16 protein-coding genes and 1 other annotated feature are annotated in these 16,588 nt (G+C 49.5%); of the genes, 13 read left to right on the top strand and 3 right to left on the bottom strand.

The window, feature by feature from the left end; translation table 11 throughout:
• The first annotated feature begins 2 nt into the window (after positions 1-2).
• From udk to KNP92_RS09095, 7 genes are all read left to right on the top strand, one after another.
• Positions 3-638, top strand: coding sequence for a uridine kinase (udk, locus tag KNP92_RS09125; protein WP_214839657.1), 636 nt, complete (start codon positions 3-5; stop codon positions 636-638).
• Positions 639-704: 66 nt separating this feature from the next.
• Entirely contained in the window at positions 705-1,178 is a 474-nt protein-coding gene (gene greA / locus KNP92_RS09120; protein WP_034817989.1) for a transcription elongation factor GreA, read from the top strand.
• A 54-nt stretch (positions 1,179-1,232) separates the two neighbouring features.
• On the top strand, positions 1,233-1,937 hold the full coding sequence (gene mtnN, locus KNP92_RS09115) for a 5'-methylthioadenosine/S-adenosylhomocysteine nucleosidase (protein ID WP_214839655.1): 705 nt from the start codon (positions 1,233-1,235) through the stop codon (positions 1,935-1,937).
• Positions 1,938-2,012: 75 nt separating this feature from the next.
• Positions 2,013-2,972, top strand: a complete 960-nt coding sequence (locus KNP92_RS09110) for a beta-ketoacyl-ACP synthase III (RefSeq protein WP_214839652.1) — start codon at positions 2,013-2,015, stop codon at positions 2,970-2,972.
• Positions 2,969-4,201: a beta-ketoacyl-ACP synthase II gene (fabF, locus tag KNP92_RS09105; RefSeq protein WP_034817992.1), complete on the top strand. Its 1,233-nt coding sequence runs from the start codon at positions 2,969-2,971 to the stop codon at positions 4,199-4,201. The genes KNP92_RS09110 and fabF overlap by 4 nt, the downstream gene beginning before the upstream one ends.
• A gap of 66 nt (positions 4,202-4,267) precedes the next feature.
• The gene (locus KNP92_RS09100) at positions 4,268-5,800 is read left to right on the top strand and encodes a peptide ABC transporter substrate-binding protein (protein ID WP_214839650.1); all 1,533 of its coding nucleotides are present in this window, start codon (positions 4,268-4,270) and stop codon (positions 5,798-5,800) included.
• 205 nt (positions 5,801-6,005) lie between these two features.
• Positions 6,006-7,667, top strand: a complete 1,662-nt coding sequence (locus KNP92_RS09095) for a peptide ABC transporter substrate-binding protein (RefSeq protein ID WP_214839648.1) — start codon at positions 6,006-6,008, stop codon at positions 7,665-7,667.
• Positions 7,668-7,755: 88 nt separating this feature from the next.
• On the opposite strand, the gene trpS is transcribed toward KNP92_RS09095, so the two are convergent.
• Both trpS and KNP92_RS09085 read right to left on the bottom strand, forming a co-directional pair.
• Positions 7,756-8,757, bottom strand: a complete 1,002-nt coding sequence (gene trpS / locus KNP92_RS09090) for a tryptophan--tRNA ligase (protein ID WP_214839646.1) — start codon at positions 8,755-8,757, stop codon at positions 7,756-7,758.
• Between the two features lie 47 nt (positions 8,758-8,804).
• Positions 8,805-9,014, bottom strand: a binding site (T-box leader).
• A gap of 46 nt (positions 9,015-9,060) precedes the next feature.
• The gene (locus KNP92_RS09085; RefSeq protein WP_214839644.1) at positions 9,061-9,429 is read right to left on the bottom strand and encodes a DUF3899 domain-containing protein; all 369 of its coding nucleotides are present in this window, start codon (positions 9,427-9,429) and stop codon (positions 9,061-9,063) included.
• A gap of 267 nt (positions 9,430-9,696) precedes the next feature.
• On the opposite strand from KNP92_RS09085, the gene KNP92_RS09080 reads away from it, so the two are divergent.
• The 5 genes from KNP92_RS09080 to KNP92_RS09060 all read left to right on the top strand — a co-directional run bounded on the left by KNP92_RS09080 (position 9,697) and on the right by KNP92_RS09060 (position 15,616).
• Complete coding sequence (locus KNP92_RS09080) at positions 9,697-11,313, top strand: peptide ABC transporter substrate-binding protein (RefSeq protein WP_214839642.1); 1,617 nt, start codon at positions 9,697-9,699, stop codon at positions 11,311-11,313.
• Between the two features lie 304 nt (positions 11,314-11,617).
• Complete coding sequence (gene opp3b, locus KNP92_RS09075; protein ID WP_214839640.1) at positions 11,618-12,544, top strand: oligopeptide ABC transporter permease; 927 nt, start codon at positions 11,618-11,620, stop codon at positions 12,542-12,544.
• The gene (opp3C, locus tag KNP92_RS09070) at positions 12,544-13,569 is read left to right on the top strand and encodes an oligopeptide ABC transporter permease (RefSeq protein WP_285801061.1); all 1,026 of its coding nucleotides are present in this window, start codon (positions 12,544-12,546) and stop codon (positions 13,567-13,569) included. Before opp3b ends, opp3C begins: the two co-directional genes overlap by 1 nt.
• A gap of 23 nt (positions 13,570-13,592) precedes the next feature.
• Positions 13,593-14,666: an ABC transporter ATP-binding protein gene (locus KNP92_RS09065; RefSeq protein ID WP_214839638.1), complete on the top strand. Its 1,074-nt coding sequence runs from the start codon at positions 13,593-13,595 to the stop codon at positions 14,664-14,666.
• Complete coding sequence (locus KNP92_RS09060) at positions 14,666-15,616, top strand: ABC transporter ATP-binding protein (protein WP_034809604.1); 951 nt, start codon at positions 14,666-14,668, stop codon at positions 15,614-15,616. Before KNP92_RS09065 ends, KNP92_RS09060 begins: the two co-directional genes overlap by 1 nt.
• A 73-nt stretch (positions 15,617-15,689) precedes the next feature.
• Here KNP92_RS09060 and KNP92_RS09055 read toward each other — a convergent pair whose 3' ends face one another.
• Complete coding sequence (locus KNP92_RS09055; protein WP_214839636.1) at positions 15,690-16,223, bottom strand: HD domain-containing protein; 534 nt, start codon at positions 16,221-16,223, stop codon at positions 15,690-15,692.
• 221 nt (positions 16,224-16,444) lie between these two features.
• On the opposite strand from KNP92_RS09055, the gene KNP92_RS09050 reads away from it, so the two are divergent.
• Positions 16,445-16,582, top strand: a complete 138-nt coding sequence (locus KNP92_RS09050) for a hypothetical protein (protein ID WP_214839633.1) — start codon at positions 16,445-16,447, stop codon at positions 16,580-16,582.
• The last annotated feature ends 6 nt before the right edge of the window (positions 16,583-16,588 follow it).

Below are 16,588 nucleotides of genomic sequence, written 5' to 3'. Positions count from 1 at the left end.
TGATGCAACATAAACCCGTCATTATCGGCGTGGCCGGGGGGACCGGATCAGGAAAAACGACCGTTGCCCGCGCGCTCGTGGATGCGTTCAAAGGACAATCGGTCGTCATGATCGAGCAAGACGCGTACTATAAGGATCAATCGGAGATGACGATGGAGGAGCGGTATAAGACGAACTATGATCATCCGTTCGCTTTCGACAACGATTTATTGATTGAACACATTCAACAGTTACAAGAACATCAGGCCATCGAGAAGCCGGTTTATGACTATGCGGCCCACACACGGTCGGATCAGACAATTTTAATCGAACCGGTCGACGTCGTGATCGTCGAAGGGATCTTGGCGCTTGAGGATGAACGTCTTCGTGATTTGATGGATATTAAAGTGTTCGTCGATACCGATGCCGATGTCCGTATCTTACGCCGGATGCAACGCGACTTGAATGAGCGGGGCCGCTCGATTGACTCGGTCGTCGCCCAGTACACCAATGTCGTTCGTCCGATGCACCTACAGTTTTGTGAGCCGACGAAGCGTTATGCGGATATCATCGTCCCAGAAGGCGGCGAGAACTTTGTCGCCATCGATTTGCTCGTGACGAAGATTCGCTGGGTACTCACCGAGCGTAATCGCGCTTAATAAATAAATCGTTTTCAATTTATGCCTAGCTGTAATATACTAGGAGACAATGAAGGAGTGACAGAAATGGCTGAAAAACAACATTACATGACGTTAGACGGAAAAGCGAAAATCGAGAATGAATTGAACGAACTGAAGACGGTACGCCGTAAAGAAGTCGTTGAAAATATTAAAATCGCACGTGACTTCGGCGATTTGTCGGAGAACGCTGAGTACGACGCTGCAAAAGAAGAACAAGCGATGGTCGAAGGTCGAATCGCGCAACTTGAAGAGATGCTCCGTAACGCGGTCATCATTCAAGACGATGCGGCAGACAACTCGATGGTTGCTATCGGGAAAACGGTAACGTTCTTCATCCAAGAAGACAACGAAGATGAGACATACACAATCGTCGGTGGAGCCGAGGCAGACCCGTTCACTGGGAAAATCTCGAACGAATCACCAATCGCGAAAGCGCTCCTTGGCCGTACGGTCGGCGACGTCGTGAACGTACAAACACCAGGTGGCGACATGGTCGTCGAAATCAAAGAAATCAAGTAATCCAAACGAGCGACATCCATCCGGACGTCGCTCTCTTTCTGAGGAGGAATCAGTATGAAAATCGGAATTATTGGTGCGATGGAAGAAGAAGTGAACTTGCTTCGTAACGAGTTGACAGAGCGTACGGATATAGAGATTGCGAACTACCACTTTTATGAAGGGTACCTTGGTAATGTCGAGGTCGTCATCTTAAAGTCAGGCATCGGGAAAGTGAATGCCGCGATTGGTACGACGTTGTTGATTGATAAGTTTAAGCCGGACGTGGTCATTAACACCGGTTCAGCTGGTGGATTTAAAAAGGGAATGAAAGTCGGGGATGTCGTCGTCTCAACCGAAGTGCGTCATCACGATGTCGACGTGACGGCGTTTGGTTACGAGTACGGACAAGTCCCGGGCATGCCAGCAGCGTATCCGGCGGATGCACGACTCATGGACGTCTGTAAAGAAGTCATTGAAAACTTACCGGACGTGAACGTACATACCGGACTCATCGTGACAGGGGATTCGTTCATCAACGATTCGAAACGTGTCGCTGAGATTCTCGGACATTTTGACGGTGTTGCCGCCGTCGAGATGGAAGCTGCCCCGATCGCCCAGACGTGTTATCAATTCGGTGTCCCGTTCGTCGTCACGCGTTCGATCTCGGATAGTGCTGACGAGGAAGCGAACTTGTCGTTTGATGAATTTTTAGAAACGGCTTCGATTAACTCTGCGAAAATGGTCATGGCCGTGACGAAACGACTCGGTCAAAGCGAATAATTGAGAGGGATGCGTTGACATCCCTTTTTTATTCCCTTATATTAGTACCAGATACTAAGAATAGGGGTCATCATTATGAACATTGGAATCATCGGCATCGGTTCGTTCCTTCCGACGAACCGTGTCACGAACGTCGATTTGGAGAAACGAATGGATACGAGCGACGAATGGATTCGGACCCGGACTGGGATTGAAGCGAGACATTTGGCGGATTCAGACTTGACGGTCGCCGACATGGCAACCGACGCAGCGGAACGAGCGCTTAAGAGCGCGGGCGTATCCATTGAAGACATCGACGCCATCGTCTGCGCGACCGCGACTGCACCGTCCTTCCCGGCGACCGCCTGTCTCGTCCAAGCAAACCTTGGCGCTAAGGGCGCCGTCGCATTCGACGTGAGCGCCGCTTGTAGCGGATTCATCTTTGCACTCGATACGGCGAAGAGCTTGATGGCATCAAAAGGCTTTAAAAAGACTCTCGTCATCGGAGCCGAGAAGATGGGGAACCTCATCGATTGGGACGATCGTTCAACGGCTGTGCTGTTTGGAGACGGGGCAGGGGCCGTCGTGTTAGGTGAAGACGAAGTCGCCTCAGTGGATTCAATTTTGCTCGGTAGCGACGGAACGGGCGGCAAGTACTTATATGAGAACGACGAAGGCAAGATTGTCATGAACGGACGTGAGGTGTTCAAGTTCGCCGTTCGTAAGATGCCAGACATTGTCGTCGAGGCGCTCGAACAAGCAGGTAAAACGATTGAAGATTTAGACGTGCTTGTCCCACACCAAGCCAACCGTCGCATCATCGACGCGGCGATTGAACGATTAGGACTAGCCGAAGAGAAAGTCGTCGTCACGATTCAAGACCATGCGAACACATCAGCCGCATCGATTCCACTCGCACTCGCCGACGCGGTGAAGAGCGGAAAAATCACGGCCGGTCAGACGGTCGTCATCGCCGGCTTCGGTGCCGGGCTCACTTGGGGAGCGAGCTGTTTAACTTGGAATAAAGCAAACATCACGGAGGAGATTAGGACATGAAACGAGTAGTCATTACAGGGTTAGGTGTTGTATCACCGCTAGGCAACGACGTTAACGAGATGTGGGAACGGTTATTAAATGGGGATAACGCCGTTGACACGTTGACAAAAATCGATATCGACCAATATCCGGCGAAAGTCGGGGCCGAAGTCAAATCGTGTGACATCAGTCATTTGGTGGAACCAAAAGAGATTCGCAAAATGGACTCGTTCATTCAATACTCGCTATTAGCCGCTGACGCTGCCCATAAGGATAGCGGACTCGACGTGGCGTCGATTCCGAACCAAGTTGGAACGTGGATTGGAAGCGGGATCGGTGGAGTCGAGACGATCGACAAGCAAGCGGCCGTCCTGCACGAGCGCGGACCACGTCGGATCAGCCCGTTCTTCATCCCGATGATGATTCCAAATATGGCGAGCGGCCAAGTCTCGATCTATCTCGGAGCAAAAGGACCGAGCAACTGTTCGGTCACGGCATGTGCCTCTGGAACGAACTCAATCGGAGAAGCGTTCCGCGTCATCCAGCGTGGGGATGCCCTCGCGATGTTTGCCGGTGGTGCCGAAGCGCCGATCACACCGCTCTCGTTCGCAGGATTCTGTGCGAACAAAGCCCTCTCGACGAATCCGGATCCACAGACGGCGTGCCGTCCGTTCGATGAAAACCGTGATGGCTTCATCATGGGTGAAGGTGCTGGCGTACTCGTTCTCGAGGAATATGAGCACGCGAAAGCACGTGGTGCGAAGATTTATGCGGAAGTTGTCGGTTACGGCATGAGCTCGGACGCTTACCATATCACGGCTCCGTCACCGGAAGCCGAGGGCGGTTCGAAAGCGATGAGTGAGGCATTGCGTGATGCGGGCATTCGCCCTGAAGACGTTCAATACATCAACGCCCACGGCACGAGCACACCACTCAACGACATGCTCGAAACGAAAGCGATTCGGAATGTGTTCGGGGAACACGCCGACAAGCTCGCGGTCAACTCGTCGAAATCGATGATTGGACATTTGCTTGGTGGGGCCGGCGGTGTCGAAGCCGTCATCACGGCGCTATCGATTCACGAAGGCAAGATTCACCCAACAATCAACTGTGCCTCACCAGCACCAGATTGTGACCTCGACTACGTTCGAGAAGGAAATCGGGAACTTGACATCCAGTATGCACTCAGCAACTCACTTGGCTTCGGGGGCCATAACGCGACGCTCGCGTTCGCAAAAGTGACAGACTAATACTAGAAAATTGTTACAGAAACGGTTAGGGTATAAGGGTTGGACTAACAGAGAGGAGAATGCGTGATGAAACGACTTTTCATCGGTGCCGCCTTGTTAGCTTCAGTCCTTATCCTTTTTTTCATTGTATGGAACGGACGGCAAGACGCGGCACGAGAACTAGCACCGCCTGAAGAACAAATCGTGACGATTTATGGCGAGACGCTTCCAGAGCAACCGAACGTGTTGCTCGCGATCGACCCGAGTTCGCAGACGATTTTATCGCATTTATATGAAGGATTGTATCGCTTCGGGAAAGATGGAACAGTCGAACCGGGACTCGTGGAAGAGATGACACGTTCAGACGACGGTTCGGTGTATACGTTTAAACTGAAAACGAGTCAGACGTTAAACGGGGAAGCTATCACGGCCGAGACGTTCGTCAATCATTTTCGGACGCTTGCCGATGACGACACGAACTCTCCGTTCAGCTTCTTCTTAGAAGATGTCGTGAACGGGAAAAAAGTCAGTCTCGGGACGGCCGAACCGGAGGCACTCGGGGTGAAGGCGCTCGATGCTTCGACATTTGAAGTGACGCTCGAGCGGCCGATGGAAGGGTTCGAGGAAATGCTCGCCATGCCAGCCTTTTTGCCCCAGACAGTGATTGACGAATGGACGTCTTTAGACGGCAATGGTCCTTTCCAAATTGAATCGATCGATGCGGCACAAGTGACGCTCGTCAAAAACGAGCAGTATCATATGGCGGAGAATGTCACGCTTGAACGCGTCGTCATCCAAACGGAACCCGCACTCGGAGTGGAGTCGAGCGGTATGCACCTCGTCCCGTACGGAACGACGGAGTCGGAGCTTGACTCGTTAGACGGCCAACTCGTCGACGTTCCGCGGAGCGGCGTTTTCTATTTAAAGCCGAACGTCGAACAATATCCGTTCAACGATGTGGAATTTAGACGAAGCCTGGCTCTGTCGCTTGATCGGGACGCGATTTCACCGAAACTTGCCCGAGCCGAACAGACGACAGAGCGTCTGCTCGTCCTTGATTCTGAACCATCGGGATATGTTCCGACTGGAGACGCGAACGAGTCGTTTTCGGCGGTGAAGCAAAAACTCGAGAAAGAAACGTTTGACATCGAGTTACTCAGTTTCGTCGACGACGAGGCGAGACAAATTGCCCAAACGATTAAGCAGCAATTCGAACAGCTCGACGGATTAACCGTCACAATCACAGAGCTTCCACTCGGGGAAAAAGTTAGGAAAGAAGTCGCAGGAAATTATGCGTTGTCGCTCTCCGGGTGGCAACCTGATTATCCAGCGCTCCAAGCTTATTTGACCCAATTCGAGACGAGCAACTATTTAAACTCGAGCGGTTATGCGGACGAAACGTTCGATCGATTGATGGCGGTAGCGCAAGCGACCGAGTCAAAACAAGCACGGGATGAAACGTATCGCCAGGCCGAACAGCACCTACTTGAAGAAGCGGTCGTTATCCCAATCTATCAAGCTGGAAGAACGTATGCCGTCGATGACCAATATGAGGAAATCGGATTTCCAGTCATCGGTCCTTCATACGTCCTGCATTTTTCGAAAATCTATAAAAAATGAGCCGAAAGCCCGCCAATCTTGGTGGGCTTTTCGACTATGGTAAAAATTTTTTAGAAAAATCAAAATAAACACTTTGCAAAATTATCAGAATATTGTATTATTGCTTCAACGGGATTTTGGTAGCAAATTTTGTAAAGCATTAAAATGACTGAATTTTCTACCATCGTTCATTCTGTTAAACCGATAAAATCAGGGGGTCATCGCAATGAATAAGAAAAAAGGTTTTGCTTTAGCAACGTCGGTAACGCTCATCTCGAGTGCGTTCCTAGCAGCTTGCTCGGGTGGGGAAGAAACACCTAACAACGAAGGTAACGGATCTGGTTCAGAAGGTACGCCGGATGAAGCGCAAGTCCTCAACTTGCTCGACGGATCGGACATTCCTTCACTTAACCCGACACTTGCTACGGATGCAGTATCGTTCAACGTATTGAACAACGTGCAAGAAGGTCTTTACCGCATGGATGAGAATGACGAGCCAACACCTGGTATGGCCGAGTCTCATGAAGTGTCGGAAGACGGTTTGACGTACACGTTCAAACTCCGTGAAGGCGCGACGTGGTCAAACGGCGAACCTGTAACGGCAAACGACTTCGAATACGCTTGGAAAGAAGTACTTAACCCAGATAACGGGTCACAATATGCTTACGTAATGTCAATCATCGAAGGCGCTGAAGCGTATAACACAGGTGAAGGCGAGCGTGACGCTGTCGGTGTCACAGCTGTCGATGAGCAAACACTCGAAGTTAAATTGACAGCTCCAGCTGACTACTTCCTCGGCCTCACAAGCTTCGGCGTATTTATGCCTAAACTTGAGTCGTTCGACCAAGAGCAAGGCGAGAACATGGGTACGTCTGCAGAAACGACACTCTACAACGGTCCGTTCAAGCTTGAAAGCTGGGAGCGTGAGCAAGGCTGGAAAATGGTCAAGAACGAAGACTATTGGGATTCAGAAACAGTCAAACTCGACGAAATCAACGTTCGTGTCGTAAAAGAAGTCCAAACGGGCGTTAACTTGTACGAGAACGGTGACGTTGACCGCACTGGCTTGACTTCTGAGCTCGTTGCCCAGTTCCAAGAGAACGAAGACTTCTCAACAGTCGTCGAACCGACACTCTTCTATCTCCAATTCAACTCTGCAGTTGAAGCGCTTGACAACCAAAACATCCGTAACGCGATTGACCGCGCATACGATAAAGAAGCGATCTCTGAGACGCTCCTTGCGAACGGATCGATTCCTGCGAACTACCTCGTACCGAAAGATTTCGTAACAGGTCCTGACGGCAACGACTTCCGTGACATCAATGGAGACATCGGTGGCTACAACGTGGAAGAAGCCCAACAACTTTGGGAAGCTGGACTTGAGGAACTTGGTACTGACACAGTTGAACTTGAGTTCTTGAACTATGACTCAGAGACTGCGAAGCAAATCGGTGAGTTCATCAAAGGTGAGCTTGAGAAGAACCTCGAAGGAATCTCTGTCACAATCAAGCAACAACCGTTCAACAACAAACTTGAGCTTGAAAGTGCTGGCGATTTCGAAATGTCATTCGCTGGTTGGGGACCTGACTACCAGGATCCAATGACATTCGTTGATCTCTTCGTCACTGACGGACCATACAACCGTGGTAAGTGGTCGAATGAAGAATTCGATGCACTCATCGAGTCTGCGAAATCAAGCACAGATTCTGAGCAGCGTTGGGCTGACCTCGCGGCAGCAGAGAAAATCGTTCTTGAAGAGAGCGCAATCTCACCAGTTTACCAACGTGGATCGGCTCGTCTTACGAAGCCATACGTCAAAGACATCGTTGAACACGCGTTCGGCGCTGACTACTCGTACAAGTGGGCTTACATCGAAGGCAAAGAATAATCTAACGATTGCAAGAGAGACAGGGACGCCTGTCTCTCTTTTTTTATGCGATAAAAAACCGTCACCACGATGTTGGTGACGGTTTGTATTACTTATTCACTTTGGCGCGTTTGCGACTAAGTCCCATCGCTTTCTCGATTTTTGCGAGATTCTTGTTCGCGACGGCTTCGGCTTTCTCGCGTCCAGCATCTAGGATCGCGTCGAGTTCGGCTGAATCGACAAGTTCATGATAGCGGGCTTGAATCGGTTCGAGTAACGAGACGACGGCTTCAGCAACATCTTGTTTGAACGTTCCATAATTTGAGTCTTTATAGCGCTCGACGAGTTCGTCGAGCGGGGTGTTCGTCGAGAGGGAATAAATTTCAAGCAAGTTCGAGATGCCCGGTTTGTTCTCACGGTCAAAGGAGATGACTCCACTTGAGTCGGTCACGGCACTCTTGATTTTTTTACGGATGACGTTCGGTTCATCGAGCATCGAAATATAGCCTTTTGTGTTCGCGTCAGACTTCGACATCTTCTTCACGGGATTCGTCAAGCTCATGATGCGGGCGCCTTCTTTTTGAATGAGCGGCTCCGGAATCGTGAACGTCTCGTAATAACGTTTATTGAACCGTTCGGCCAAGTCACGTGTCAGCTCGACGTGTTGCTTTTGATCATCGCCAACCGGGACGAGTTCGGTGCCATACAGCAGGATGTCCGCTGCCATGAGCGTCGGATAGATGAATAGGCCGGTCCCGACGTTATCGCCACCTTGCGATTTGTCTTTGTATTGCGTCATCCGCCCGAGTTCGCCCATTCCAGAAATACACGTCAACATCCAACCGAGCTGAGCGTGCGCTTTTACTTCCGATTGAACGAAAATTGTCGCTTTCTCTGGGTCGAGTCCGCATGCGAGATAAAGGGCGGCGAGTTTACGTGTATTGTCCATCAATTCAAGACGGTCGAGCGGCACCGTAATGGAATGAAGATCGACGACGCAATAAAATGCGTCATGTTCGTCTTGAAGATCGACGAACTGTTTCATCGCGCCTAAGTAGTTACCGAGCGTGACGACGCCGGTCGGTTTAATGCCAGAAAAAATTTTTGCCATAATTGCACCTCCAAAGAATATAAAAAACCGCGGTCTCCCGCCCGAATAATCGGGACGAATAACCGCGGTGCCACCCAAATTTGCATGAATCCATGCCACTTGAACGCGTTAACGGGCGTGAGCCGTCTCGCCGTACTTTAAATTTCAGGCGAGCCATTCCGAAGTCCATTCATTCGAACACCTACCATCTGCTCGCAGCGACGCAGACTCTCTGGGGGAAGGGGATTCGACCTACTTATCTTCTTCACGATGTTTTCCTAGATGCTGATTCCAGTTTAGCATAAGGCTGAAAAAACGGGAAGGTCAAACGAAAGAGAGGATATAAGACAGGACGACCGTGATAACACCGACGAAAATCCAGCGACGTGCATGTTGTTTCCGCTCGGTCCGTTCTTCCTGCGTGACTTCCTCGTCTTCCTCGTAGTCCGGGTCAATCTCTTTTAGTTTGGCCCGGCGATTTCGCTTGAACCCATACATAAATCCATCGAATAAACCGGATGCGCCCATCTCCGAAAACATCCCGATGGCGAAGACGATCATGCCCCCGACGAATAACCCACCGCTGACATGAAACAAAAATGATTCAGGTCGATAATACGAAGCGTATGACCATAGCGTATAGCCAATTGTGACAATCCCTAAAACGATTAATATCGCTCTAAACTTTTTCAATGTGTCAAACTCCTTTCAAAGAGAAGCATCGAACAAGGCTTCACTCTCCATGGCTCTATAATACCTGTTCAAGCGACGTTCTGGCGAGAGCGAAATTGCAGAACAACTTATAGTTCATCAATTAGTTGACAGTTCGATTAAAAGTTTTTTACAATAGCCCTAACGTTCTTTCGTCGGATACTTTGTAAAATATTCAGAAAATTAAAGAAAAAGTAAGATGTTGCATCCGACGATACGCTACATAGATTCAGAAAGGGGACAATTACGATGAAGAAAAAATCGATTTTGCTCATGATGACACTCATCTTGGCACTCGGTTCAGTACTCGCTGCCTGCTCGACTGGCGGAGACTCTGAAGGCGGTTCATCTTCGAACGGAGAAAAAGTGCTCCGCTTGACAGATACGTCTGACATTACGACGGCCGACCCAGCTTTAGCGACAGACGCGGTCGCGTTCAACTTGATCGCCAACACGATGGAGGGCCTTTACCGTTTAGACAAAGACGGACAAGCCGTACCAGCGATGGCAGCAGGCGAACCGGAATTGAATGAAGACGAGACCGTTTACACGTTTACGCTCCGTGATGCGGAGTGGTCAAACGGTGAGCCAGTCACGGCGAATGATTTCGTCTACGCGTGGCAACGTGCTGTCGGCCCGGAAACAGGATCACAGTACGCCTACATTATGAACACGATTAAAAATGCAGAGGCAATCAACACGGGCGACCTTCCAAAAGAAGAGCTTGGTGTGAAAGCAATCGACGAGAAGACGCTTGAAGTCACACTTGAGCGTCCAGACCCATCGTTCATTTCACTCACGTCGTTCGGTACGTTCACACCAATCAACGAAGCGTTCGCGACTGAACAAGGTGAAAACTTCGCGACAAACGTCGACAACCTTCTTTACAACGGACCGTTCACTTGGACGGATTGGAATCGTGAACAAGGCTATGTCCTAACGAAAAATGATACGTATTGGGATAACGCAAACGTCGCACTCGACAAAGTCGACGTACGAGTCGTCAAAGAGACATCAACGGTCGTGAACTTGTACGAAGCAGGGGAAGTGGACTTTGCTGGTCTCACATCAGAACAAGTCGCAGCTTTCCAAGACAGTGAAGACTTTAACACGGGACTCCGTTCAGCAGTCGGCTACTTCAAGTTCAACCACGAGGACGAAGTATTCGCTGATGTGAACGCACGTAAAGCGATCGCGCGTGCCGTCGATCCGACTGGGATTATCGATCAGCTCTTGAACAACGGTTCGGTTGCCACAACGTCGTTCATCCCGAAAGACTTCATCAAGTATGAAGACGGTACGGATTACACGGAAGGGCTCCAATATTTCGAAACGAACACGGACGAAGCGGCAACGCTTTGGGAAGAAGCGACTGGCGGCGAAGACATGACGATCGAACTTCTTTCATTCGACTCTGAAGTATCAAAACAAGTCTCGGAGTACATGAAAGGTCAAATCGAATCGAACTTGCCAGGCGTGACGGTCACGATCGCGCAACAACCGTTCAACAATAAGTTGGAGCGTGAAGCGAACGGAGACTACCAAATGTCATTCGCCCTTTGGGGTCCTGATTACCAAGACCCACTCACAAACCTTGGCATCTTCACGTCGAACAACGGTCAAAACGACATCAACTACAGCTCAGCCGACTACGATCGTCTCATCGACGAAGCGTCAGCTGAAACGTCAATCGATGCGCGTTACGACAAGTTCAAAGAAGCAGAACAACTCTTGATTGAACAAGACCAAGCGATTATGCCGATTTACCAAGCCGGCGTCGCATACTTGATTCGTCCAAATGTTGAAAACTTCAACCGTCAACTATTCGGTGCGGATTACCAGTACAAATATGTCGACATCAACTAAAGAACGTGGGGGCATGCATACGCATGTCCCCCGTTTTCTAAAAAAAAATTGGAATTAAAAGAAAATACTATTCAAATGTTTTGTTGGTAAAGTATAATGTAGTAACAGTGAAAATTCAGAATACTTCACAAAGTTTGATATTTTGGATTTTCATACGCTGTACTAAGAGCCTTGAGATGACGTTTGGCCTATTCTTTCAGAAAATTCCTTTCATTTTGTGAATTCAAGAATAGGGAAATATGTCATAGTGATGCTGTTGGTGCAAGCATAGACATATATTTAGAAAAACAGGGGGTTTTTATTTATGGGACGTTATCTTTTGCAGCGGCTGACTTACGGCCTCATCACGTTCTTCTTGATTGCGACGTTCACGTTTTTCCTGATGGACCTGTTACCAGGTTCGCCGTATCAAAACCAGGAAAAGCTGACGGAGACGCAAATCCAAATCTTAAACGAGCGCTACGGCCTCAATGATCCGCTTCCAGTTCGTTATGCGACGTACATGGGGAACCTTGTACAAGGTGACCTGGGTGTGTCGTTCCGTACGGCCAACCGGCCAGTGACGGACTTGATCATGGAACGAATCGGACCATCGGCACAACTCGGTCTCCAGGCGTTGATTCTTGGGACACTCGGTGGGCTCTTGCTCGGTATTTTAGCAGCGATTCGTCATAACACGATTGCGGACTATGGTGCGATGTTCGTTTCTGTAATTGGGATTTCTGTCCCATCGTTCGTCTTTGCAGCCCTCCTTCAGTACTATGTGGGCGTTAAATGGGGTGTTTTGCCTGTCGCCTTCTGGGACTCGCCAGCCCATACGATTTTACCAACAATCTCGTTGTCGCTCGGTGTAACGGCTTCGATTGCCCGTTTTGTCCGTACAGAGATGCTTGAAGTCACCGGACAAGACTACGTCACGTTAGCGAAAGCGAAAGGGTTGACTGGGAATGCAATCGTTTGGAAGCACATGGTGCGTAACGCGATTATTCCAGCCATCACCATCCTCGGACCGATGACGGCCGCGTTATTAACAGGTACGTTTGTCATTGAGCGGATCTTCTCAGTTCCAGGGCTCGGTGAGTTGTTTGTTACGTCGATTACGTTGAATGACTATTCGGTCATCATGGGGACGACCCTCTTCTTCTCGGCGATCTTCATTTTGATTATTTTGCTTGTCGACTTGCTCTACGGAGTTGTTGACCCACGTATTCGTCTTGGGGGGAATAACTAATGATTGAAAACAAAAAGAATTACGAGCAGTTTGACCAAGACACGTTCCAACCGGTTGAGATGAATGAACAGCTCGCGGAACGAATTGCAGGAAAAAGCTTAAACTTCTGGCAAGATGCATGGATGCGCCTAAAGAAAAACAAAGCCGCCATCCTCTCGCTTTCTATTATTTTGATTTTAGTATTGCTCGCTTTATTCGGACCGATGTTGTCGGGCCGTGATGCCTACTCGCAAAATATCGCACAAGCAAAACTTCCACCAAAAGTCACAGGACTTGAATGGGCAGGATTTGACGGGATGGCGACGTTAGGTGGCCGTGACATCGATTTCTACGATCAAAAGAACGTCGAAGAGAACTTCTGGTTCGGAACGGACTATCTCGGTCGTGATCTATGGTCACGTGTTTGGGAAGGGACGCGTATCTCGCTCTTCATCGGTCTTGTTGCCGCCATCATCGATACGATTATCGGTGTCGCTTATGGTGGGGTCTCGGCTTACTTCGGTGGTCGTGTCGATAACATCCTCCAACGGATTGTCGAGATTTTGACAGGTGTACCAAACTTGATCTTGATTATCTTGTTCATCTTGATCTTTGACCCTGGGGTGTTCACCATCATCTTGGCGATGACGATTACCGGATGGATTGGGATGAGTCGACTCGTTCGCGGTCAGATTTTAAAACTGAAAAACCAAGAGTTTGTTTTAGCTGCGCGTACACTCGGGGCGTCAAGTAACCGTTTGATTTTCAAACACTTGATTCCGAACACGCTCGGTGCGATTATCATCACGCTCATGTTCACGATTCCTGCCGCCATCTTCTTCGAGGCGTTCCTCAGCTTTATCGGGATCGGACTTCAACCACCACAAGCATCACTCGGTACGTTGATTAACGACGGATACAAAGAGTTGCGTACGTTCCCGTACCTCCTCGTCGTCCCGTCGACGATTATCGTCTTGCTCATGGTCAGCTTCAACTTGCTCGCCGACGGCTTGCGTGATGCGTTCGACCCGAAAATGCGTAAATAATTTAGAAAGAGGGGGACTCGTGCATGGAAACGATTTTATCTGTCCGAGACTTAGCGGTCTCGTTCCATACGTATGCTGGAACGGTTCAAGCCGTTCGCAATGTATCGTTTGATTTGAAAAAAGGCGAGACGCTCGCAATCGTTGGAGAGTCGGGTTCTGGTAAATCCGTCACATCTAAAGCGATTATGCGTCTCATCCCGAACCCGCCAGGTGAGATTACAAACGGAGAAATCTTGTTTGATGGGAAAGACTTGGCTAAGCTTTCAGAAAAAGAAATGCTCAAAATTCGTGGCCGCGACATCGCGATGATTTTTCAAGATCCGATGACGTCGCTCAACCCGACGATGACGATTTATAAACAAATCGCCGAAGGATTGAAGCAACACCAAGGACTTAGAGGAGAAGATGCGAAGAAGCGTGCGCTCGAATTGCTCACACTCGTCGGCATCCCGAACCCTGAGGCTCGCCTGAAGCAATACCCACACCAACTGTCTGGTGGGATGCGTCAGCGGATCGTTATCGCGATTGCGCTCGCATGTAACCCGAAAGTATTGATTGCCGATGAGCCGACGACTGCACTTGACGTTACGATTCAAGCACAAATTTTGGAGTTGTTAAAAGACATTCAACAAAAGACCGGTACAGCGATTATCTTCATCACGCACGACCTCGGTGTCGTCGCGAACATGGCTGACCGTGTTGCCGTTATGTACGCGGGGAAAATCGTGGAAAAAGGAACGGTCGATGAGATCTTCTATGAGCCACGCCACCCATATGCATGGGGACTTCTCGGTTCGATGCCACGTCCGACGGATGACCCGAACCAGGCGCTCCCGGCTATCCCGGGTACACCGCCAAACTTACTGAACCCGCCGAAAGGCGATGCGTTCGCGCCGCGTAACCCGTATGCGATGAAGATTGATTTTGAGAAAGAGCCACCGATGTTCCAAATTAGCGACACGCACTACGCTGCAACGTGGTTGTTGCATCCGCAAGCGCCGCAAGTCACACCGCCGCCGGCAATCATCGATCTCGCGCTCAAATATCGTCCGGATAGCGCGTTCGCGAAATCGATTGGGAAAGGTGGTGCTGAATAATGGAACGTGAAAAATTATTAGAAGTACGGGACTTAAAACAGCACTTTAAAATCGGACGAGGCCGCGTCGTCAAAGCGGTCGACGGCATCTCGTTTGATATTTATAAAGGTGAGGTACTCGGTCTCGTAGGTGAGTCTGGTTGTGGCAAGTCGACGACTGGACGTACGATTATCGGACTTTACGATGCGACAGACGGAGATGTCATCTTCAAAGGTGAGAACGTCCACGACAAAAAATCAAAGGCGGAAAAGTTGAAATTCAACCGAGCGATGCAGATGATCTTCCAAGATCCTTACGCCTCGCTCAACCCGCGGATGACAGTCGCTGACATTATCGCCGAAGGAATTGACATCCACGGCCTCGCGAAGACGAAAGAAGACCGGATGAACCGCGTCTACGATCTCCTTGAGACGGTCGGTCTCACGAAAGAACACGCGAGCCGTTACCCGCACGAATTCTCGGGTGGACAACGTCAGCGGATCGGGATTGCCCGTGCACTTGCCGTCGAACCAGACTTCATCATTGCCGATGAGCCAATCTCGGCCCTTGACGTGTCGATTCAAGCACAGGTCGTCAACTTGATGAAAGAGTTGCAGCGTGATCGTGATCTCACATACTTGTTCATCGCCCACGATTTATCGATGGTCAAGTACATCTCAGACCGCATCGGCGTTATGTATCAAGGACATATCGTCGAGCTCGCGCCTGCAGATCGCTTGTACGAAAACCCGATTCACGCGTATACGAAGTCACTCCTCTCTGCGATTCCACTTCCGGACCCAGAGCATGAGCGGACGCGTAAACGCATCATCTACGAGTCGAAGTCACTCGGTGCTGTTGGACGTTCGGATGAGGATTCAAGCATCCCACCGCTCCGCGAAGTCGAGCCTGGCCATTTTGTCTCATTAACGGATGCAGAATACGAAGCGTATAAAGCACAACTCGTGTAAACTCGTCACCCTGAATCGTTTGATTCAGGGTGTTTTTGCGCAACAAAAAACACCACCAGAACGTTCCGGGGTGTCAGGCGTTTGAGATACGTGGTAAGTTCGATAGCCGATCGACGACTGAATCGATGGCTCGGACGCGGCTGAGGGCATCCTCGATTTCCATCGTTTCATAGTGATGCAATCCACCAGGCTGTTCGACGAACGTATCGGCATCGTGGACGAGTTGTTGAAGTGGGGTCCGTTGAATGCGGCTCGGCGGCAAATACGAATCTGTGTGAAGTAAAATCATGACAGAAATCTCTTTGGCTCGGGCAGGGTCTTCCCCGAGTCGAATCAAGAGTTTATGAGCCCGTTCAGCTCCTTTAATGGCGTGGATGTCGTTTTGACGATACAAGTCGTAATTCCACTTGCCTTCTGTATACCATTCGTAGTGACCGATATCATGTAGTAAGGCGGCTTTCGTCGCCAGATCCGTATCTAGTCCTCGTCTCGTCGCCAATTCGAGAGCGCGCTCACAGACGTCGACGGCGTGTTTTAAGCCTGATCGCGTCAAGTATTTTTGGGTGACGGGGTGCTGCATAATCGTTTCTAACGTGATTCTCATCATCGCTCTCCTCCTTGGTGATTTCAAAGGTTATTTCTATTAACTATACGGGAATTGAAAAGGAAAAGCAAACTTGTAACGGATGAAATGTAAAATTAATTTGAGAATGTGCATCATTCTTCAAACAGATATGCTATAATTTAGATGTAGATTTAGTGCGATTTCAAGATTTTTAGATTCGGTAATGGTCGGTTGTTCCTTGTCGCCATGGGGGGTGAGAGGCCATGAAAGAGCGTGATAAAGTCATTCAACAGAAGAAAAAGCTGTTGAAAGAAGTATTGAAAAAGAAGTTGAAAGACTTGCAAGTGAAGCCTGGTAAAGAAACGGTGTCGCAACCGGCTTCTCGGGTTCCGGCTTCCTAGAACGTC

The organism is Exiguobacterium sp. s122, assembly GCF_018618475.1.
GTDB lineage: Bacteria > Bacillota > Bacilli > Exiguobacteriales > Exiguobacteriaceae > Exiguobacterium > Exiguobacterium himgiriensis.
The sequence above is the reverse complement of the archived record's forward strand: the minus strand, read 5'-3'. Positions and strand labels throughout refer to the sequence as shown.